We start from the raw sequence: 20,006 nt of genomic DNA, 5'->3' as shown, positions 1-20,006 counted from the left end.
ACTTGTTGTTCAAGGCGGCTGACCAGCCGCCCTTTTTTGGTCAGAAGTTAATGGAGCATGCCTGCGGCATGACCTTTCTCTGCGAAACAAGTTGTCCGGTGACCCGACAGCCGGTATTAAGCTCCCAAATCGCAAATCGAAGTAGCCTATAGTGTTGCATCATACTGTAGCTCTTTGAGCTATTTCGCCCATTTAATCAACTACATAAATGCTGACGAAGCCGAATTGACGCGGTGACACACCATGAACGCATTGATCACCATAGTGCGTCTAACGGAGTGCATCCGCTTCTTGGCCGACAGGGCGTGGTGAAATCGGACTCGGGATCGCTAAATTGATCTATACCAAACATGTCAAATATTCGGAGTTCCGCCCACAGTTGGCCCGTACTAGGTATCTGCCCTCATAACAACCGGCGAACATGCCGACTGGGAGACCCTGTCAATGAACGCTTTGAAAGTCGCCGCAAGCGATTCGGTTCTAGATTGTTTCCGCACTTCCCGCTTAATCGTTGCCCTTGGTCAGACCGACTATACCGATGTCGCCGTTGCGGTGCTTTCGGTGGACGACGTCATGGGCGGTGCGCTGGATACCATTAAACGAACAGGCTTTGATATACCGCTGTTTTTGGTAGCGCCGCCAGGCGGTGGCGACCGAGCGCTGGATGTCTACAAGCGCCTGCATGAGATGATTCTTCAGGTCAACGGCGTGTTCGACCTTTCCCGCTACAACGCCGAGTATTACGGCAACCAACTGGAGACGGCCGCCAGGTCTTATGAAGACGGCCTTCTACCGCCCTTCTTCGATGCACTCAAGCACTATACTGAAGCCGCCAACGCTACCTTTGCCTGCCCGGGCCATCAAGGCGGCCAGTTTTTCCGTAAACATCCGGCCGGCCGGCAGTTTTTCGACTTCTTCGGCGAGACCCTGTTTCGCGCCGACATGTGCAACGCCGACGTCAAGCTTGGCGACCTTTTAATTCACGAGGGCCCTGCACTGCAAGCACAGAAGCATGCAGCCCAGGTGTTCAACGCCGACAAGACTTACTTTGTGCTCAACGGCACTTCCGCCTCCAACAAAGTTGTCACCAACGCCCTGCTCACCCCGGGCGACCTGGTGCTGTTCGACCGCAATAACCATAAGTCCAACCATCAAGGTGCATTGATCCAGGCGGGCGCAACACCCGTGTACCTGGAGACCGCGCGCAACCCCTACGGCTTCATCGGCGGCATCGATGCTCATTGCTTCGAAGAAGACTACCTGCGTGACCTGGTTAATGAGGTCGCGCCGGACAAAGCCAAGCTGCCGCGGCCGTTTCGCCTGGCGATCATCCAGCTGGGGACGTATGACGGCACCATCTACAACGCCCGGCAGGTGGTCGACCGTATCGGCAAGCTGTGCGACTACATCCTCTTCGACTCGGCGTGGGTCGGTTATGAACAGTTCATCCCGATGATGAAGGACTGCTCGCCGCTGTTACTGGATCTCAACGAAAACGACCCTGGTATCTTCGTTACCCAGTCGGTGCACAAACAACAGGCAGGCTTTTCCCAGGCATCGCAGATCCACAAGAAGGACCGGCATATCAAGGGCCAGGCGCGGTATTGCAACCATGCACGGGTGAACAACGCGTTTATGGCCCAGGCATCCACCAGCCCCTTTTACCCCCTGTTTGCATCGCTGGACGTCAACGCTCGCATCCACTCGGGTCGCAGCGGCCTGCGCCTGTGGGAAGACTGTGTGAAATTCGGCATTAACGCACGCAAGTTCATCCTGGAAACTTGCACCATGGTTCGTCCTTTCGTACCGGCCACCATCGATGGCCGTCCCTGGCAGGACTACCCGACTGACGAGATTGCCAAGGACATCCGCTTTTTCGAGTTCCATCCCAAGGATCGCTGGCATGCCTTCCCCGGCTATGCCGACAAGCAATACTTCATTGACCCCTGCAAGCTGCTGTTCACCACGCCAGGAATTGACCCGGTCGATGGTAGCTACACCGACTTTGGCATTCATGCCGGCATCCTGGCCAACTTCCTGCGCCAGAATGGCATCGTTCCGGAAAAGTGCGACTTGAACTCGATTTTGTTCCTGCTCACCCCGGCCGAAGACTGGGCGAAGATGGGCCACCTCGCCGCGCAGATGACCCGTTTCGAACGCTTCATCAGCGATGACGCCCCCATGAGCCGGGTGCTGCCGGCCATTTACGCACTGTACGAAGATCGTTACCGCAACTACACGATCCGTCAGCTCTGCCAGGAAATGCACGACCTTTACCGCGACCACAACGTCCAGCAATTGCAAAAGGACATGTTCCGTAAGGAACATTTCCCGAAGAAGGCGATGAATCCTCAAGCCGCTCAAATCGAATACATCCGCGGCAACGTCGAGTTAGTGGCGCTGGCCGACGCGGACGGTCGAATCGCTGCCGAAGGGGCCCTTCCCTATCCACCCGGTGTGCTCTGCGTGGTGCCGGGGGAAATATGGGGTGGTGCGGTGCTTAAGTACTTTTTGGCTCTGGAGGACGGCATTAATGCTCTTCCTGGCTTTACGCCGGAGCTTCAAGGCGTCTACTTGAAGCAGGAGAGCGGTCGCACCCGGGCCTATGGCTACGTGATCAAGACGTAGCCCCTGCCAGCTTCGCGCAATGGACAGTGGTGACCTGACGCTGCGTGGAGTTTCAGTGACATTTTCTACAGGAGATACGCATGACTCACTCGAAAACGCGCTTGCCTGTCGATATGGCCCAACGCTTTCCGGTGCTGATTGTGATCAATGCCCACGAGAATGACGACAGCATTTTGGTACGAAGCGCCCACGCCATTGCAGCGGCATTGCACGACCATGAGCTGGAGATCGAACTCGCTGGATCGCTGCAAGAGGCAGAAATCGCCATCAGTGCCAACTCGGCCTATTGTTGCGCAATCATTGGTTGGGGGCTCTGCGAGAAAGACCCGGAACGGGCACTGCAACTGATCAAGCTGATTCGCCGACGTACCGCCCAACTGCCTGTCATGTTAGCCATGAGTCAGGCACACCAGAGTCAGGTGCCCCTGAGATTTGTCGAAACCATTGACGGTTTCATCTGGCAGCCCGAAGACAGTCCCGAGTTCATCGCCGGACGCATCGAAGCAGCGGCCCGTCGTTACCTCGACACCATCCTGCCGCCGTTTTTTGGCGCCCTGGTCAACTTCGCCGAATCCCACGAATACTCTTGGCATACGCCGGGCCACACGGGTGGCACCGCGTTCATGAAGACCGCGGTCGGGCGGAGTTTTCTCGACTTTTACGGTGAGCAGATGCTGCGTTCGGACCTCAGCGTTTCGGTGGGCGAACTGGGTTCGCTTAACGACCACTCCGGACCGGTAGATGAAGCAGAAAAATACGCCGCGCGGGTATTTGGCGCCGACTTCACTTTTTTTTCGGTCGGCGGAAGTTCAGCGAGCAACGAGATCGTCCTGCATTCGGCAGTGACCGACAACGATGCTGTGCTGGTCGACCGCAACTGCCACAAATCGTTGAACTACGCGTTAAACATGTCCGGCGCGGTGCCGCTCTACCTGCGCCCACGACGCAATGCACGAGGCCTGATCGGGCCCGTGCCGCGTACCGAGTTGACCCCGGCAGCCGTTGCTCAAAAACTGGCAGACAGTCCATTGGCGACCAACAAGACGGCGAAACCGGTGCTGGCGGTGCTGACCAACTCGACCTACGACGGCCTCTGCTACAACGTGCAAACCACCACCCGCGAACTGAGTCAAAGCGTCGACCGCATTCACTACGATGAAGCGTGGTATGCGTATGCCCGCTTCAATCCGCTGTATGAAGGACGCTACGGCATGCACCGTGGCGAACGTCACGCCGACGACGCCACCGTGACCGTCACCCACTCGACCCACAAGCTGTTGGCTGCGCTGTCACAGGCCTCGATGATTCATATCCGCTCAGGCAAGGTGCCGGTCAAGCCGGCCCTCTTTAACGAAGCTTTCATGATGCACACCTCAACGTCACCGCAGTACGCCATCATCGCCTCGATCGATGTCTCGGCGAAGATGATGGACGATGCCGGTGGCTACCTCACCGACGAGTCCATAGGCGAAGCGATCGCTTTTCGCCAGGCCATGGTGCGCCTGAGCGATGAAGTGCTCGAGCGCGATGCCGATGACTGGTGGTTCGGCGTCTGGCAACCGGACGAAGTCGATGGCGTGCCCTTCGCCGAACTTGACGCGCAGGTGCTGAGACACGGCGCTGCCTGGGTCCTCAAGCCGTCGGCCAGTTGGCACGGATTTGGTGACTTGGGTGACGACTATTGCATGCTCGATCCGATCAAAGTCACTGTGCTCACGCCGGGGCAAACGCTGGAAGGCAAGATGGAGAACAGCGGCATCCCTGCCCCGCTGGTGTCGTCGTTCCTCTCCAGCCGCGGCATCGTGGTGGAAAAAACCGAACCTTACTCAATCCTGTTGCTGTTCAGCCTGGGTATTACCAAAGGCAAATGGGGTTCGCTGGTCGCCGGTTTGATGGAGTTCAAGAAACACTACGACAGTAATTCGCCTTTGGAACAGGTGTTGCCGGAGCTGGTCGGCAGCCATGCCGAACGCTATTCGGGCATGGGTTTGAAAGACCTTGCCGAAGAGATGCACCAGGAAATGCTCGCCTCGCAAATGCTGCACAACATGGACCAGGCCTACACCCTGCTGCCAGACCCGGTGGCGTCACCCAGGGCAACCTATGCAAGGTTGGTCAGAGGCGAAATCGAGCAAATTGCCGTGCGCGACATGCTCGGCCGAACGGTGGCGGTTCAGATCGTGCCCTACCCTCCAGGCATTCCGCTGATGATGCCCGGTGAGAAGGCGGGAGACGATAAAAAAGCCATCGTTGATTACTTGCTGGCGATGGAGCTGTTCGATGGCCGCTTCCCCGGCTTCGAACATGACAACCATGGGGTCGAAATAGAGCGTGACGACCAGGGTCGGCCTACCTATAGGGTCTATGTGGTCAAACAGTAACGTTTCTCCACCCCTCCCCAGCGGCAGCGGTTACCCGCCGGACTCAGGGTCAATGCTTTGAACTGAGCAAGGAGTTTGCGATGGCTGATTCAAGCAAGAAAATGAGCCTGATGGGGCTCACGACGCTGGTAACGGTCAACATGATGGGGTCTGGCATTATCATGTTACCCACCAACATGGCTCAACTCGGTGCCGTCTCACTGTTGTCATGGATCTTCACCGCAATCGGTTCGATGGCCATCGCCTATTGCTTCGCCCAGTGCGGCGTCTTTTGCCCCCGTTCTGGCGGCTTGTCCGCATACACCGAAGAAGCTCACGCGAAGTCGGGCTTCTTCCTCTGTTCGTACCTGTATTTCCTCTCCCTGGCGATCGCCAACGTGGCCGTGGCAATCTCGGCGGTGGGCTACATGACCGCCTTCGTACCCTGGCTGGGTACTGGAGCCATCCCGCTGTGCATGGGCACGATCGGCCTGATCTGGTTGACCACCTTTGCCAACTTCGGTGGTCCGAGCATCACCGGCAAGATCGGGGCGATCACGGTGTGGGGCGTGATCATACCGGTAGCGGGCCTGAGCATCATCGGCTGGTTCTGGTTCAAGCCTGATGTGCTGGCCGCCGCCTGGAACCCGAATAGCCTGCCAATCTCCGAAGCCATCTCCAAAGCCATACCCCTAACCCTTTGGGCCTTCCTGGGCATGGAGTCGGCCGCCCAGGCTTCCGATGCCGTGGAAAACCCAAAGCGCAACGTGCCGTTGGCCTGCCTATTCGGTACCCTGGGGGCCGCCGTGGTGTACGTGCTGTCGACCACCGTCATCCAGGGCATCGTTCCCAACGCCGAGCTGGCCAATTCCTCGGCGCCCTTCGCGCTGGTCTATAGCAAGATATTCAACCCGATGGTGGGCAACATCGTCATGGCACTGGCGGTCATGGCCTGTGTCGGCTCGCTGCTGGGCTGGCAGTTTACCCTGGCACAAACCGCCAAGATGACGGCCGATCAGAACCTGTTCCTCAAGCTGTTCAGCAAGGTCAACTCAATGAACGCGCCCGTCGTCGGCATGATCGTCTGTGGCGTGTTGCAGACCCTCATGGCCCTGTCGACCATATCCCCCGATGCCGCTGCGCAATTCAGCAAGCTGGTCAGCCTGGCGGCAGTGACCAACCTGATTCCTTACATAACGGCGCTAACCGGCTTGCTGGTGATCATGTACAAGGCCAACGTCGGGGCTGCGGTGTACACGCGCAACCTGGTGGTGTTGCTGGTTGCGGTGGCCTACTCGTTGTATGCCCTGTATGCCTGCGGCAAGGATGCGGTCATGGGCGGCACTCTGGTCCTCGCCGTCGGCTACCTGCTCTATGGTTTCCTCGCCAAGCGATTTGTCAACGAACCGGCAACTGATCTGAATAGGGGGAACAGCCTATGAACCTGTTATCGACCAAACCGGTGAGCGTGCTGCTCGCCTGCGTGCTCTCGATGATGCCGGCAGCAGCCAGTGCCAATACCCTCGAGCGTGTGCGCGCCAGCAACACCTTGACCTTGGGCTATCTACCGGACTTTGCCCCGTTCAGCAGCCACCTGGGCGACAAGGCCAGCGGCTACGCCATTGACCTGTGCCTCAAAATCGCCGACAAGGTCAAGGCCGAGCTGGGACTGCCCTCGTTGCAAGTGCGCTTTGAGGCGATAAAGGTTGCCGAAGAGGTCAGTGCCGTCAGCTCAGGCAAGGTCGACATCTTCTGCACGCCAACCCCAGCGAACCTGGAACGCCGCAAAACGGTGAGTTTTTCGGTGCCGGTCTATACGGCCGGGCTCTCTGCCGTGGTGCACAAGGATTCACCCGAGACATTACTCAAGGTGCTCAACGGTGAGGTGGCGCATGACGGCCCGACCTGGCGTGCGACCGTCAATCGCGGCTTGACCAGGCAAACCCTCGCCGTCCCCGCCGGTGGCGTCACCGAGCAGTGGATACGCGAGCAGATGCGTTTACTCGGCGTGATCGCCACCCTGGTCACGGTCAGGAGTAACGACGAAGGAATCAAGTTGGTTGCCGAAGGCAAAGCCGATGCGTTTTTCTCCGACCGCATAGTGCTCAAGAACCACATTGCCAAGGACTATCCCGATGGCAACCTGATGGTTCTGGACCGCATCTACGAGTACGCGCCGGCTTCGATGATGGTCGAGCGTGGCGATGAAGACTTCCGTTTGCTGGTTGATACCGTGTTGAGTGATATGTACCGCTCGGGTGAGATCGAACAGGCTTACGCCAAATACCTGGGAGGCGCCAGCGATACGGCCAAGAAGCTGTTTGACGTCTATGCATTGCCTTAGTCGCTGTTATGGTAACGGGAGACTCTCTAGGCCGCCGGTGGCGGGCCAGGGACTGTATGACGGCTTTCTGACCCTGTAACACGACTGTCTTGTTATTTGGAGGATCACAGAAATGACCACCGAAAAAGTTAAGTACGGCGTCCATTCCGAAGCCGGAAAACTGCGCAAAGTCATGGTTTGCTCTCCAGGCCTGGCCCACCAGCGGCTGACCCCGAACAACTGCGACGAACTGCTGTTCGATGATGTGCTGTGGGTGGCCCAGGCCAAGCGCGACCACTTCGACTTTGTCACCAAAATGCGCGAACGCAACGTCGATGTGCTGGAAATGCATAACCTGCTGACCGACATCGTCGCCATCCCCGAAGCACTGGACTGGATTCTGCAACGCAAGATCACCGCCAACTCGGTCGGGTTGGGGCTGATCAACGAAACCGGCTCCTGGCTGCGCAGCCTGGAGCCGCGCAAGATCGCCGAGTTCCTGATTGGCGGTGTGTCCGCAGATGACCTGCCAGACAGCTTCGGCGGCAAGACCATCGAGATGTTTCGCGATTTCCTCGGTCATTCCAGCTTTATCCTGCCGCCGCTGCCCAACACCCAGTTCACCCGCGACACCACCTGCTGGATCTACGGCGGTGTGACGCTCAACCCCATGCACTGGCCGGCACGCCGTCAGGAAACCCTGCTGACCACCGCCATCTACAAGTTCCACCCGCAATTCACCAACGCCGACTTCGAGATCTGGTACGGCGATCCGGATCAGGAGCACGGCAGCTCCACCCTGGAAGGCGGTGACGTGATGCCGATCGGTAACGGTGTGGTGTTGATCGGCATGGGCGAACGCTCGTCGCGCCAGGCCATCGGCCAATTGGCAGTCAATTTGTTCAAGCACAAGGCGGTCGACAAAGTGATTGTCGCCGGCCTGCCGAAATCCCGCGCCGCGATGCACCTGGACACCGTGTTCAGCTTCTGCGACCGCGATGTGGTGACCATCTTCCCGGAAGTGGTGAACCAGATTGTCGCCTTCACCCTGCGCCCCGACGACAGCAAACCGGGCGGCATCGACATCCGTCGTGAAGAGACCAACTTCCTCGACACCGTGGCCCAGGCCCTGAATCTGAACGCCCTGCGCGTCGTCGAAACCGGTGGCAACAGCTTCGCCGCCGAACGCGAGCAATGGGACGACGGCAACAACGTGGTGGCCGTGGAGCCAGGCGTGGTGATCGGCTACGACCGCAATACCTACACCAACACCCTGCTGCGCAAGGCCGGGGTGGAAGTCATCACCATCAGTGCCGGCGAGCTCGGTCGCGGCCGTGGCGGCGGCCACTGCATGACCTGCCCGATCATTCGCGACCCTATCGACTATTAAGGAGATCCCATCATGGCTTTCAATATGCGCAACCGTAGCCTGCTGTCGCTGATGCACCACACCACGCGCGAGCTGCACTATTTGCTGGACCTGTCCCGTGACCTCAAGCGCGCCAAGTACACCGGCACCGAGCGTCCGCACCTGCAAGGCAAGAACATCGCATTGATCTTCGAAAAAACCTCGACCCGCACCCGTTGCGCCTTCGAAGTCGCGGCCCACGACCAGGGCGCCCACGTCACCTACATCGACCCGGTGTCCTCGCAGATCGGCCACAAGGAAAGCATGAAAGACACCGCCCGCGTGCTGGGGCGGATGTTCGATGCCATCGAATACCGCGGCTTCGAACAGGACATCGTCGAAGAGTTGGCCAAGTTTGCCGGTGTGCCGGTGTTCAACGGTTTGACTGCTGAATTCCACCCGACACAAATGATCGCCGACACCCTGACCATGCGCGAACACAGCGATAAGCCGCTGCATGAGATCAGCTACGCCTACCTCGGTGACGCGCGCTACAACATGGGTAACTCGCTGCTGATGATCGGCGCCAAACTCGGTATGGACGTGCGCATCGCCGCTCCCAAGGCGCTGTGGCCGCATCAGGATTTCATCGATCAGTGCAAGGCGTTTGCCGAAGACAGCGGCGCGCGCATCACCATCACCGAAGATCCGAAAGCAGCGGTCAAGGGCGTGGACTTCATCCACACCGACATCTGGGTGTCGATGGGTGAGCCGGTGGAAGCGTGGGACGAGCGCATCGAGCAACTGCTGCCGTACCAGGTCAACGCGCAGATGATGAAAGCCTCGGGCAACCCACGAGTGAAATTCATGCACTGTTTGCCAGCCTTCCACAACAGCGAAACCAAGGTCGGCAAGGACATCGCCGCGCGCTATCCACACCTGGCCAATGGCGTCGAAGTGACCGAAGAGGTCTTCGAGTCGCCGGCCAACATCGCCTTCGAGCAAGCGGAGAACCGCATGCACACGATCAAGGCGATCCTGGTGGCGGCGTTGGCGGATATCTGAAGACCGATGCGGTCGGCTCTTTGTGGGAGCGGGCTTGCTCGCGAAGACGGATTAACAGGCGACATCATCTTTGCCTGATACACCGCCTTCGCGAGCAAGCCCGCTCCCACAGGGAACTGTATCGCCCGTAACTCCTCCGTTTAGAAGGACTGCATCATGCGTATCGTCGTTGCTCTGGGCGGTAACGCCCTGCTCCGCCGTGGTGAACCCATGACCTCGGACAATCAACGCGCCAACATCCGGATCGCCACCGAGCAAATCGCCAAGGTTCACCCCGGCAATCAACTGGTGATCGCCCACGGCAATGGTCCTCAGGTGGGCCTGTTGTCGTTGCAAGCGGCCGCCTACACCTCGGTTTCGCCTTATCCGCTGGACGTGCTCGGTGCCGAAACCGAAGGCATGATCGGCTACATCATCGAACAGGAACTGGGCAACCTGTTGGACTTCGAAGTGCCCTTCGCCACCCTGCTCACTCAGGTCGAAGTCGATGCCAATGACCCGGCATTCCAGAACCCCACCAAACCCATCGGCCCGGTCTACACCAAGGCCGAAGCGGAAAAACTTGCCGCAGAAAAAGGCTGGGCGATTGCTCCTGACGGCGACAAATTTCGCCGCGTGGTGGCCAGCCCCCGACCTAAACGCATTTTCGAAATCCGTCCGATCAAGTGGCTGCTGGAAAAAGACAGCATCGTGATTTGCGCGGGGGGTGGCGGCATCCCGACGATGTACGGTGCCAGCGGCAAACTGCAGGGCGTGGAAGCGGTGATCGACAAGGACCTGTGCTCGGCGCTACTGGCCGAACAGCTGGACAGCGATCTGCTGGTGATCGCCACCGACGTCAATGCCGCCTACATCGACTTCGGCAAACCCACCCAGAAAGCCATCGCCCAGGCCCACCCCGACGAAATCGAAAAACTCGGCTTCGCGGCAGGGTCCATGGGACCGAAGGTCCAGGCGGCCTGCGAATTCGCCCGCCACACTGGAAAAGTCGCGGTGATCGGTTCACTCTCGGACATCGAGGCTATCGTTCAAGGCACGGCCGGTACCCGGATCAGCACCGAGACAGCCGGCATTACTTATTTGTGAGGAGAGACGGCAATGGCAACGTTCGAACCCGGACATCTGCACATCGAGCGCCATGCGCTGAACAAGGACGACGTCAGCTACGACCTGCGTTTCGACTATGAAGTCGCCCAGGACCCCAAGGAAGGCAAAGGCATGCAGTTCACCTTGCATGGTTCGATCCAGGGCAAGGACATGAGCGAAACGTTCTTCCTGCCCAAGGACCAGGCCTACAACTTTGCCAGCAATTTCACGAAGATTCTTGAGAAGTACGGTATCCCCAAGGTGCATAGCCAAATCGGTTCAACTCACAAATTCTACGACAAGATATTCGAAGACGTGAGGGTACAGCTGGGAATGAAATCGGGGGATCCGGTCAAGCCGGAACATCTGGAGTAAATCCGTTTTCCCGTGAAAGCGCAGCCTTCGGGAGCAGGCTCGCTTTCACGGGAGATCAACGCTGATGGAAGTCCAGGGGCGCTGGCGGGTCCTGCGGATGGATCACGAGGTAGCTGTCGACGGCATCATCCATGGTTGGAAAAAACGCCGTTTCTCCCAACCGCGCGAACAGCCCGAATCGCTTCAGCTTGTCCTTGACCGGATCCTTCATCTCGGCAATGCACAACTTGATGCCCGCCCCATGCAAGGTTTCGTCCAGTTCCGCCAGCATGTCCGCCGAGGTAACGTCCACGCTGGTCACCGGCTCCGCGGCAACGACCAGCCAGCGCACTGGCGTGGGCGACGTCGCCACGGCGTCCAGGACCCGGTCGTGGAACAGCTCGGCATTGGCGAAAAACAACGGTGCATCCCAACGAAACAGGACCAGACCGGGTATGAGTCGCGCCTCGGGGTAGCGCTTGATGTCGTGGTAACCCTTGACGTTATCCGTACTGCCCAGCACCGCGGAATAAGGGCGCCAGCCATCCCACAGAAACTCGATGACGGCGATGACGATGGCCAGGCCGATGCCTTCGATCGCGCCCAGCACGGCCACGCCCACGGTACAGACGATCGACAGCCAGAACTCCCAGCGCTGGATGCGATAGATCCGTCGCAGGTCGTTGACCTCGATCAGGCCGATCGCGGAGGCAATCACCACTGCAGCCAATGCGCTATTGGGTAAATCCTGCAGCAGGTCCGGCGCCACCACCAGCAGCAAGGCCACGGCAATCGCGCCGACGACACCGGTCAGCTGGGTTTTCGCGCCTGCGGCCTCGGCCACGGGGGTGCGCGATGAACTGCTGCTGATCGCAAAACCCTGGAAAAAACCGGCGGCCAGGTTGGCGACGCCCAGTCCCACCATTTCCTGGTTCGGGTCCACGTAGGTACGGGTGCGCGCCGCGTAGACACGCGAGAGCACGCTGGTGTCGGCGAATGACACCAGGGCCACGGCACAACCGCCGATCAGGACGGGGACGATATCGGCGGTGGTGATCCACGGGATGGCGAAGGCCGGCAGCCCCTGGGGCAGCGAACCCAGCACCTTCACCCCGCCCCGCGCTGCAAGGTCCAGCACACCCACGGCGACCGTTGCGCCCGCCACTGCGATCAGAATGCCCGGTATGCGTTTGTGGCCCTTGAGCAGCAGGATCACTGCAAGGGTGGCGGCGCCCACCATGAACGTGGTCCAGTTGGTCTTGCCGTCCATCACCGCCGTGGCGATCGCCCAGATGTTTCTCAGCGGGCCGTCGGACTCGATCGAAAAACCGAAAAACTTGGGCAGTTGACTGATCAATACCGTCAGCGCGATACCGTTCATGTACCCGTAGCGGATCGGTTTGGACAGCAGTTCGGTGACGAAACCCAGGCGCGCGATACCTGCCAGGATGCACACCGCCCCCGATACGATGGCCATCATGCCGGCCAGGGCAATGGCCCGTTGCGGATCCCCCCCGGACAATGGCAGGACAACGGCGAGGATCACGGCAGCCAGCGAAGAGTCCGGCCCCAGCACCAGAATCCGGCTCGGCCCGAACAACGCATAGGCCAGCAACGGAATGATGGTCGCGTAGAGACCATAGATGCCGGGCACGCCCGATGCCACCGCGTAGGCGATACCGACAGGCACCAGCATCGTGGTCAGCACCAGTCCGGCCACGAGGTCGTGCCGCAACCAGCTCACTTTATATCCGCGCAGGGTACGCAGTCCCGGCAGCCAGCGGGCCCAGCCGGTCTGATCGTCGCTGGACCCGCGGCGCGCGATCCGCCCCGGTTCCGGGACGGGGGGCGAACTATCCAATTGGCTCATGGCACTGCGGCCCTTTGTTTGCAACGCAGACAGGCTTTAACAACCCGTCAGAATTTTTCGGGAATTCGTCGTAGCGGATAATCCGGTTCGCGATAGCCGCCGGGCTTCTGCCGCTTGGGCAATATCACCTTCTCGCGCGCTACGTCCTCGTACGGAATGCGGCTGAGCAAATCGCTGATAATGTTGAGGCGGGCCCGTCGTTTGTCGTTCGAGTTGGCCACCAGCCATGGCGCATGTTCAGTGTCGGTGGTCATGAACATGTCGTCGCGAGCCCGCGAATAGTCGTACCAGCGGCTGTATGACTTGAGATCCATCGGGGTCAGCTTCCAGATCTTGCGGCCGTCCTTGATCCGCGCCTCAAGCCGGCGGGTTTGCTCCTGCGGGCTGACTTCCAGCCAATATTTGAGCAGGATGACGCCCGAATCGACGATTGCCCGCTCCACGTTGGGTGCGGTTTTCAGGAAACCGGCAACCTGCTCCTTGGTGCAGAACCCCATCACCCGCTCGACGCCCGCGCGGTTGTACCAGCTACGATCGAAGATCACCACTTCGCCCGCCGCGGGCAGATACGGCAGGTAACGCTGGACATACATCTGGCTTTTCTCGCGATCGCTCGGTGCCGGTAGCGCCACCACACGAAAGACCCGCGGGCTCACCCGTTCGGTAAGCGCCTTGATCGTCCCGCCCTTGCCGGCACCGTCGCGCCCCTCGAAGACGATGCAGATCTTGATGCCCTTGGCTTTTACCCACTCCTGCAACTTGACCAGTTCGACGTGCAGGCCGCGCAACTGCTCGAGGTAGTCTTTGTTCTTCAGTTTCGGGCTTTCAGCGGACTTGATCCTGGGGGCTTTCTTCTTGTCCTTTGCCATTGAAATGACCTCACAAGTGCCAGTAGGTGAGGAGTTTAGTCGATGATTGCACCCTCAACATCGAGTTGACGCTGGTGTTACCGGGCGATCAATCCGCCGCGACGCTGGCTGAGCAGATTGACCATCAGGCAGGCATACAGCGTGACAACGATGAACAACCCCATGCGCACGGCAAACGCGGTGTAGACGTCCTTGCCTGCCGCACTGTCCTGCACCGACTGGCCCAACAGGATAATCATCGTGATCAGGCTGTTGAGCCAGAATCCCGGGCTGAAGCGGGTCGGGCTCAGGGCGTATAACTTGCGCGCCAGCACCAGGCCGAACAGCAGCATCCACAGAAAGAACATCCACAAATGCACGAACAGGCTGAGGGCGCACCAGAACAGGATGGCCAGGAGGCCGCCGAACAGGGTCGAGCCGACCAATTCGCGGCCGGCGTTGCGGGCGGTCGCCGTCGAGCTCTGCTGACCCAGGCTGACGGCCTTGAGAATGATCGGCAGGTAACTGGCGGGATCGATCAGCGCCAACAGGAAGGTCGGCAGCACGATCAGGGTGGTACGCAGCGCCACCCGGCCCACCTCGTCGGCGGGCAAAATGGGCGGGGGCGGGGGTGACGGGGCGTTGGCTGGCTCGGGAAACAGCCAGTGACTCAGCGCCAGCACCAGCACCGCAAGCAACAACCCCTTGACCAGTGCCCCGATGACCAAGGCGCCCAGTTCGAAATCGGCGACGCCGGCCGACGAGATCATGGTCAGGCCAATCACCAGAAAGGTCATGATCAGGTTGTTACCGCCACGCAGGCCAAAGCGGAAGGCCAGGAACAGACACAGGCCGATCAACAGCACGCCACTGATGGGGTAATAGCGTAGGAGCGGGATCAACAGCAGGCCGATAGCGGTGGTAAACAGCGCAGCCAGCGCCAGTACCAGGCCGGCCTTGAACGGCAACGGTCGATTGAGTGTGGCCAGCAGCAAAACCGCAAGCACCGGGGCAAAAAAGGGTATCGGCAACCCCAGGCCGAAGCTGGTGGCGAGGCTCAACGCCGTGCCCGTGGCCAGACGCAATGCGCGTTGGGCCCGGGGCGAGCGCGCAGTAGAGCCCTTAATAGGCATAGCTCAGCCAACTCATCAGGGCGACAAACAAACGGCCCAGGGGATTGAGCGGATTGCCCTGGGTGGGGAACGCCATGACTTCCGCCTGCCCGCCGGCACGGATCGCACGGCTGTCGCGCAGCCTGTTCATCGAGTCTGCGGAAAACTCGATGATCACCGGAAAACGTTGCGCCGGGCGCAGCCAGTCACGGCTGTTCTGCACGCTGGGCAGCGTGCCGGGCGCGGGTGTCTGGCCGACACTGACGCCATAGCCGACACTGCGCACGCGCCCCTCGAACATCTCGCCCGGCAGCGCATCCAGCACAATCGCCACCGGCGTATCGAGCTTGACCAGGCCGAGGTTGTTCTCGGTCATGTCCGCACTGATCCACACATCATGGATGGCGATCAGGGTCATCACCGGGCTGCCGGCCCCGGCAAACTGCCCGACATCGGTGCGCAGATCAGTGACCAGACCGGACGAGCGGGCGCGGATCTGCGTGTTGGCCAGGTCCAGTTCGGCTTTTGACAGCGCCGTGGCGGCGCTGCGCAGTGTGGCGTTGTCTTCGTCGCTGCCGCCCTCCTGTTCACGGGCACGCTGCACTTCGGCACGGGCGGCGGCGACCTTGCTGACCGCCTGTTCGTGACTGGAGCGCGACACTTCCAGCAGACGCACGGAAATGGTCCCGGGGTCTTCGCGATACAAGCCTTCCAGGCGCCGATTGTCTTGGCGCGCCTTGAGTTCATTGGCCTGGGCGGCGCGCAAATTGGCTTGCGCCGCCGCAATGCCGGCGGTGCTGGCGCCGATCTGCCGGCGGGTCGATTCAAGGTCGGCGCGCGCACGGTCGACGGCAATCTGGTACGGCTGCGGGTCGACCTCGAACAGCAGTTCGCCGGCCTTGACGTCCTGGTTGTTGCGCACGTTGACCCGGGTCACTCGCCCCGCCACCTCCGAAGCCACCGGGATGACAAAGGCGCCCACCCGGGCTTGTTGCGTATAGGGCGTGAAGCGGTCAGCCAACAGGTACCAGGCCAGGCTCAGGAGGATCACCAGCAGCACCCACTTGATGCCTTTTTTCGACGGGTCGGCGCTCGGTTCCGGTGCTTGGCTGACAGGCGTTTCGGACGAGGGCTGGGGGGCTTCACTCATGGGTCTTGTCCCTGGTAAGACATCGGAAAGGCCGGGGCTGGCGTGGCGGACTCCTCCAGCAAATCGCCCCAGTCGGTGCGTTGTTCCATCTGTTGGCGAGTGGCTGGATCCACTGTGGGTCGGGCGCTGTACCAACCGCCGCCCAGGGCTTTGTACAGGGCAATCGCATTGCTCACCGCGTTGCTGCGGGCCACCAGGTAATTGTCCTGTTGCTCGAGCAAGGCACGCTGCGCATCCAGCACCCGTTGAAAGTCCGAGTAGCCTTCGCGGTACTGCGCGCTGGCCAGCACCAGCGAACGCTTGGCGGCCGTTTCGGCTTCACCGAGGATGCGTTCGCGTTCCAGGGATTTGATCAGGCCATAGGCGGCATCGTCCGCCTCCCGTGCGGCCTGGCGGACCTTGTCGCGGTAGACCTCGATCAGCTGCTGCAACCGCGCATCCTGTACGCGGACGTTGTTGCTGATCTGGCCATGATCGAACAGGTTCCAGCGCAGGCTGGGGCCGCCGATAAAATCCAGGTTGCGCGAGGTGCCACTGAGGGTGTCGGCCGACCAGACGATGCTGCCGAGCAACGTCAGTGATGGATAGAAGTCGGTGACGGCCACGCCGATCAGCGCCGACTGGGCGGCGACATTCAGCTCGGCGGCGCGCACATCGGGCCGGCGCAGCAACAGGTTGGCCGGCACCTCCTGCAGCACCGCGCGATCGACCAGCGGAATCAGTCCTTGATTCTCGATCAACTGCGCCAGTGCGCCCGGCGGTTGTCCGATCAGCACAGCCAACGCATTACGGGTGCGCTGCAGCTGATCTTCGAAATTGGGAATGGTGCTCAAGGTGCCCAGGTATTGGGTCTTGGCTTGTTGCAGGTCAAGTTCGGCTTGCTGGCCGCTCTTGAACAGCTTTTCGGTGATCTCGAAGTTGCGCTTTTGCTGTTCGGCGTTTTCCCGGGCGACGCGCAATCGGGCTTCGGTGGTGCGCAGCGAGAAATAGGTCTCGGCCATTTGCGCGCGCAGCAACACGAGCACGTCTTCATAGTTGGCCTGGGCGGCGAAGTAGCTGGCATCGGACGACTCGATGGCACGACTGAAGCGACCCCAGAAATCCAGCTCCCAGCCGACGTCGAATCCGGCGCTGTGTTGCCAGAAATGACTGTCCTGCGGGTTGCTGCCACCGGATTGCCGACGATTGAAGTACAGGCTGTCAGCGCTGGCCTGCTGCAGCTGCGGGTAACGTCCGCTTTGCGCGATACCCAGCTGGGCGCGGGCTTCCATCACCCGCAGACCGGCGATTTTCAGGTCAGCGTTGTGCGCATCCGCCTCGGCAATCAGATGATCCAGGACCGGATCGGCGAAGACTTGCCACCATTGCCGCAGATCCGGGTTCAGGCTGCGTTGACTGGATTGCTCGAGGGCCGGGCTACTCCAGTGTTTGACCCATGCCTCGCCAGGTGCCTGGAAATCCGGTCCGAGCCGTACGCAGCCGCTGAGACCCAGTGCGCCAAGCAGCAGGAACCGGCCTGGCCGAAACAGCAAGGCTCTACGTGACTGCATTTACGCTGTTCCCTGCCGACGAAGTTCACTGGAGCATAGACGCCCAGGCGGGCAAACGACTGCTAAGCTTTTTTAACCCCCCGAATCTGTTGCGACCGGTTAAAAAGGTACGACCCCCATGAATACGACCCAGGCTACTGTGGAACCTCATTCAGCCGGCTGGCGCTTCAAATTGGGGATCATCATTCTCTGTGTAATGTTGGGCTCCTGGCTGTTGGTGCCCCTTGCCGCGATTGCCGATGTGGCGGGCTCAAGGATCGCCGCGCTGACAGGTGTGCTGTTCATCAGTAACAAGGTACTGCTGATCATCGTCATTGCGGTGATGGGCAAGGCCGGATTCCAGCAGTTGAAGCGCACCCTGTTCGGGTATGTGTCCTCGATGGCACCCAGCATGGATGTCGAAGTGGGTCCATGGCGGCATCGAATCGGCATCGTCATGTTCTTTGTGCCAGTGGTCTCGGCATTTCTTGAACCCTACGTCGACACCCTCTGGCCGGGACTCAGGCCCAACCTCTGGCAGGTGCAGGCACTGGGCGACTTGATGCTGATCGCAAGCTTCTTCGTGCTGGGAGGCAATTTCTGGGAGAAAGTGCGCGCGTTGTTTATTCGAAAAGCGCGGGTCGCCAATGCAGAAGCGGTCTAAGTCGAATGGGCGTTGAACATCTGATGAGGGGGGCGAAGCAGGCTGCGGCGCGCCCTTCCAGAGGCCGCAACTGCAAAGCCCTTTGGTAGCAGTGGAGTCATCATGAACAAGTCCTTCTCACCTTGCGTCGCTACAATTTTCTCCATGGTCTGCCTGTGCGCTTCCGCCGAGACCGTGACCCCGCTCAAAGGGCAGTCCCCCGAAATCATCCAGCAGGACATAGGCGCGTGCCAGGCTCAGGCCGGCGGTGCCACAAGTTCCAGCACCAGCCCTCAATCAGGCGGGCGTGCTCGCGGTGCTGCTACCGGTGCAGTCGCGGGCGCGGCGGTTGCGGGAGCGCGCGGTCGTCAGCATGACGAGTTTTATGATCGGGTCGATGATGATGTCAAACAGGAATATCGACAGGATAAAGCCAAGGATGCCGCTGTGGCCGGCGCGGTTGTCGGTGGAGCCCGGCAACGCCAGGATCGTCGACAGGATCGCCGGAGTGCTGAGCAAAATACGGCCGCCGCGTCGTCCGCCTATGCCAGTTGCATGCAGCAGCGCGGTTATCAGGTAATCCCCTAGACTCCTGCAGGGTTTTGTGTTGGGCACAATATTCGTGCACCGCAGCGATTCCTGTAGGAGCGAGGCTTGCCCGCGAAGGCGGTGTATCAGCCGATATCTCTGTTGCCTGACACACCGCCTTCGCGGGCAAGCCTCGCTCCTACAGCATTACGCGAACATGCGAGGGTCGTACATGAAATCGAACACGTCGACCACTTTGATCTCGTTCACCGCCGGGTGATTGGGGTTGATCACCACGTTGCGTTCCAGAGCCAGCACGGCAGAAGGAACGACCAATCCAAGGTGCGTGTTCGCCCTCAGCCACGCGGTACCGAAATCCATACTCGGGCGGTCTGCAGGAAGACTCGCCCAACCCTCTGGCAACGTTTTCGGATCAGGCTGCAGAAAAAGCGCCGGATCGTCGGGCAGCTCGAAGCAGGTGATCTTCATCGGGAATGTCGGTTCGCCCCCCGCGTGCACAAAAGTTTCCAGACAGCAGATTGCCGGAGTCAGTCCCATGTAGACGGCGGGTACATCCTGATCATTCCAACGCCCACCCTCGATAGCGGCGCCCATGCCTGAAAGGTCGGTCGCACGTTTCGCCTTCGCGATGCGCCAGGCCCGCATCAGGCCGCGCCGCCCCATTCCAGGGCATGAAGCACACGCCGAACCTGCCTCGCGCCGATCTCGGTTTCGCAAAGCATGATCGGGGCAGTGCCGCCGAGCGCTTTGTTCGGCGTCGACATCCAGTGCGCGGCGTTGGCTTTGTTCTCGAACACCTCTTCGGCCAGATGAGAGACCGTGGCAATGCGATCCAGACGCTCGGAAGCGACAGAATCCAGGTTTTTTTGCTCACGCCGACGCCTTTCGAGCGTAGAGATCGAAGCATTGAGCAGCGTTTCAACACTGCGCTCCTGCAGGTCGAAGGTCTGGCGCAGGGCCTGGACAAGCGATGCTGGAAATCCCGACTTGATCTGCTGCAAGCGCTCCGAGTCATTGAGCAATTCTCGATTGAAACTGAAACGCCAAAAAGCGGCGATCCCGATTTCACGAGGTTCATCCTTCTTTCGGGCCGGACGCCGAGCGGCGGTAGAAGTGTTCATGACCACTCCATTCAAATGAA

17 protein-coding genes are annotated in these 20,006 nt (G+C 60.1%); 10 read left to right on the top strand and 7 right to left on the bottom strand.

Going from position 1 to position 20,006, the window contains the following annotated elements:
• Positions 1-444 precede the first annotated feature (444 nt).
• The 8 genes from speF (at position 445) to F8N80_RS07760 (ending at position 11,185) form a co-directional block, all read left to right on the top strand.
• A complete protein-coding gene (speF, locus tag F8N80_RS07795; protein WP_150747799.1) occupies positions 445-2,628 on the top strand; it encodes an ornithine decarboxylase SpeF in 2,184 nt (727 codons plus the stop codon).
• Between the two features lie 80 nt (positions 2,629-2,708).
• Positions 2,709-5,009 (top strand): Orn/Lys/Arg decarboxylase N-terminal domain-containing protein, encoded by a 2,301-nt coding sequence (locus F8N80_RS07790; RefSeq protein ID WP_150747798.1) that lies wholly within the window; start codon positions 2,709-2,711, stop codon positions 5,007-5,009.
• Between the two features lie 80 nt (positions 5,010-5,089).
• Entirely contained in the window at positions 5,090-6,430 is a 1,341-nt protein-coding gene (gene potE / locus F8N80_RS07785) for a putrescine-ornithine antiporter (RefSeq protein WP_150783627.1), read from the top strand.
• Positions 6,427-7,332: an amino acid ABC transporter substrate-binding protein gene (locus F8N80_RS07780; RefSeq protein WP_150783626.1), complete on the top strand. Its 906-nt coding sequence runs from the start codon at positions 6,427-6,429 to the stop codon at positions 7,330-7,332. Before potE ends, F8N80_RS07780 begins: the two co-directional genes overlap by 4 nt.
• Positions 7,333-7,444: 112 nt before the next feature.
• Positions 7,445-8,701 (top strand): arginine deiminase, encoded by a 1,257-nt coding sequence (gene arcA, locus F8N80_RS07775; RefSeq protein ID WP_150747795.1) that lies wholly within the window; start codon positions 7,445-7,447, stop codon positions 8,699-8,701.
• 12 nt (positions 8,702-8,713) lie between these two features.
• On the top strand, positions 8,714-9,724 hold the full coding sequence (locus F8N80_RS07770) for an ornithine carbamoyltransferase (protein ID WP_150747794.1): 1,011 nt from the start codon (positions 8,714-8,716) through the stop codon (positions 9,722-9,724).
• A gap of 156 nt (positions 9,725-9,880) precedes the next feature.
• Positions 9,881-10,810, top strand: coding sequence for a carbamate kinase (gene arcC, locus F8N80_RS07765; RefSeq protein ID WP_150747793.1), 930 nt, complete (start codon positions 9,881-9,883; stop codon positions 10,808-10,810).
• Positions 10,811-10,822: 12 nt separating this feature from the next.
• On the top strand, positions 10,823-11,185 hold the full coding sequence (locus tag F8N80_RS07760; RefSeq protein ID WP_150747792.1) for a DUF5064 family protein: 363 nt from the start codon (positions 10,823-10,825) through the stop codon (positions 11,183-11,185).
• A gap of 55 nt (positions 11,186-11,240) precedes the next feature.
• Here the strand turns inward: F8N80_RS07760 and F8N80_RS07755 are convergent, their stop codons facing one another.
• From F8N80_RS07755 to F8N80_RS07735, 5 genes are all read right to left on the bottom strand, one after another.
• Positions 11,241-13,034: a SulP family inorganic anion transporter gene (locus F8N80_RS07755; RefSeq protein WP_150783625.1), complete on the bottom strand. Its 1,794-nt coding sequence runs from the start codon at positions 13,032-13,034 to the stop codon at positions 11,241-11,243.
• Positions 13,035-13,081: 47 nt separating this feature from the next.
• Complete coding sequence (gene ppk2, locus F8N80_RS07750; RefSeq protein WP_150783624.1) at positions 13,082-13,903, bottom strand: polyphosphate kinase 2; 822 nt, start codon at positions 13,901-13,903, stop codon at positions 13,082-13,084.
• Between the two features lie 77 nt (positions 13,904-13,980).
• Positions 13,981-15,015 carry a DUF2955 domain-containing protein gene (locus F8N80_RS07745; RefSeq protein WP_150783623.1) on the bottom strand — a complete coding sequence of 345 codons (1,035 nt, stop codon included), beginning with the start codon at positions 15,013-15,015 and terminating at the stop codon, positions 13,981-13,983.
• The gene (locus F8N80_RS07740; RefSeq protein WP_150783622.1) at positions 15,005-16,144 is read right to left on the bottom strand and encodes an HlyD family secretion protein; all 1,140 of its coding nucleotides are present in this window, start codon (positions 16,142-16,144) and stop codon (positions 15,005-15,007) included. Before F8N80_RS07740 ends, F8N80_RS07745 begins: the two co-directional genes overlap by 11 nt.
• Entirely contained in the window at positions 16,141-17,694 is a 1,554-nt protein-coding gene (locus F8N80_RS07735; RefSeq protein WP_150783621.1) for an efflux transporter outer membrane subunit, read from the bottom strand. The genes F8N80_RS07740 and F8N80_RS07735 overlap by 4 nt, the downstream gene beginning before the upstream one ends.
• A gap of 118 nt (positions 17,695-17,812) precedes the next feature.
• Here F8N80_RS07735 and F8N80_RS07730 point away from each other — a divergent pair, with 118 nt between their 5' ends.
• Together F8N80_RS07730 and F8N80_RS07725 are read left to right on the top strand one after the other, a co-directional pair.
• Positions 17,813-18,337, top strand: coding sequence for a transporter suffix domain-containing protein (locus F8N80_RS07730; protein WP_150747786.1), 525 nt, complete (start codon positions 17,813-17,815; stop codon positions 18,335-18,337).
• 102 nt (positions 18,338-18,439) lie between these two features.
• Complete coding sequence (locus F8N80_RS07725; protein WP_150747785.1) at positions 18,440-18,904, top strand: YMGG-like glycine zipper-containing protein; 465 nt, start codon at positions 18,440-18,442, stop codon at positions 18,902-18,904.
• A gap of 147 nt (positions 18,905-19,051) precedes the next feature.
• Here the strand turns inward: F8N80_RS07725 and F8N80_RS07720 are convergent, their stop codons facing one another.
• Both F8N80_RS07720 and parS read right to left on the bottom strand, forming a co-directional pair.
• Positions 19,052-19,510: an RES family NAD+ phosphorylase gene (locus F8N80_RS07720; RefSeq protein WP_150747784.1), complete on the bottom strand. Its 459-nt coding sequence runs from the start codon at positions 19,508-19,510 to the stop codon at positions 19,052-19,054.
• On the bottom strand, positions 19,510-19,986 hold the full coding sequence (parS, locus tag F8N80_RS07715) for a type II RES/Xre toxin-antitoxin system antitoxin (RefSeq protein ID WP_150783620.1): 477 nt from the start codon (positions 19,984-19,986) through the stop codon (positions 19,510-19,512). Before parS ends, F8N80_RS07720 begins: the two co-directional genes overlap by 1 nt.
• Positions 19,987-20,006 lie beyond the last annotated feature (20 nt).

The organism is Pseudomonas fluorescens, from assembly GCF_902497995.1.
In the GTDB taxonomy this organism is placed as follows: Bacteria; Pseudomonadota; Gammaproteobacteria; order Pseudomonadales; family Pseudomonadaceae; genus Aquipseudomonas; species Aquipseudomonas fluorescens_BK.
The sequence above is the reverse complement of the archived record's forward strand: the minus strand, read 5'-3'. Positions and strand labels throughout refer to the sequence as shown.

What these genes read in the sequence shown, in the direction of transcription:
- speF (WP_150747799.1), top strand. Translation starts at nt 445, where the DNA reads ATGAACGCTTTGAAAGTCGCCGCAAGCGATTCGGTTCTAGATTGTTTC.
- F8N80_RS07790 (WP_150747798.1), top strand. Translation starts at nt 2,709, where the DNA reads ATGACTCACTCGAAAACGCGCTTGCCTGTCGATATGGCCCAACGCTTT.
- potE (WP_150783627.1), top strand. Translation starts at nt 5,090, where the DNA reads ATGGCTGATTCAAGCAAGAAAATGAGCCTGATGGGGCTCACGACGCTG.
- F8N80_RS07780 (WP_150783626.1), top strand. Translation starts at nt 6,427, where the DNA reads ATGAACCTGTTATCGACCAAACCGGTGAGCGTGCTGCTCGCCTGCGTG.
- arcA (WP_150747795.1), top strand. Translation starts at nt 7,445, where the DNA reads ATGACCACCGAAAAAGTTAAGTACGGCGTCCATTCCGAAGCCGGAAAA.
- F8N80_RS07770 (WP_150747794.1), top strand. Translation starts at nt 8,714, where the DNA reads ATGGCTTTCAATATGCGCAACCGTAGCCTGCTGTCGCTGATGCACCAC.
- arcC (WP_150747793.1), top strand. Translation starts at nt 9,881, where the DNA reads ATGCGTATCGTCGTTGCTCTGGGCGGTAACGCCCTGCTCCGCCGTGGT.
- F8N80_RS07760 (WP_150747792.1), top strand. Translation starts at nt 10,823, where the DNA reads ATGGCAACGTTCGAACCCGGACATCTGCACATCGAGCGCCATGCGCTG.
- F8N80_RS07755 (WP_150783625.1), bottom strand. Translation starts at nt 13,034, where the DNA reads ATGAGCCAATTGGATAGTTCGCCCCCCGTCCCGGAACCGGGGCGGATC.
- ppk2 (WP_150783624.1), bottom strand. Translation starts at nt 13,903, where the DNA reads ATGGCAAAGGACAAGAAGAAAGCCCCCAGGATCAAGTCCGCTGAAAGC.
- F8N80_RS07745 (WP_150783623.1), bottom strand. Translation starts at nt 15,015, where the DNA reads ATGCCTATTAAGGGCTCTACTGCGCGCTCGCCCCGGGCCCAACGCGCA.
- F8N80_RS07740 (WP_150783622.1), bottom strand. Translation starts at nt 16,144, where the DNA reads ATGAGTGAAGCCCCCCAGCCCTCGTCCGAAACGCCTGTCAGCCAAGCA.
- F8N80_RS07735 (WP_150783621.1), bottom strand. Translation starts at nt 17,694, where the DNA reads ATGCAGTCACGTAGAGCCTTGCTGTTTCGGCCAGGCCGGTTCCTGCTG.
- F8N80_RS07730 (WP_150747786.1), top strand. Translation starts at nt 17,813, where the DNA reads ATGAATACGACCCAGGCTACTGTGGAACCTCATTCAGCCGGCTGGCGC.
- F8N80_RS07725 (WP_150747785.1), top strand. Translation starts at nt 18,440, where the DNA reads ATGAACAAGTCCTTCTCACCTTGCGTCGCTACAATTTTCTCCATGGTC.
- F8N80_RS07720 (WP_150747784.1), bottom strand. Translation starts at nt 19,510, where the DNA reads ATGCGGGCCTGGCGCATCGCGAAGGCGAAACGTGCGACCGACCTTTCA.
- parS (WP_150783620.1), bottom strand. Translation starts at nt 19,986, where the DNA reads ATGAACACTTCTACCGCCGCTCGGCGTCCGGCCCGAAAGAAGGATGAA.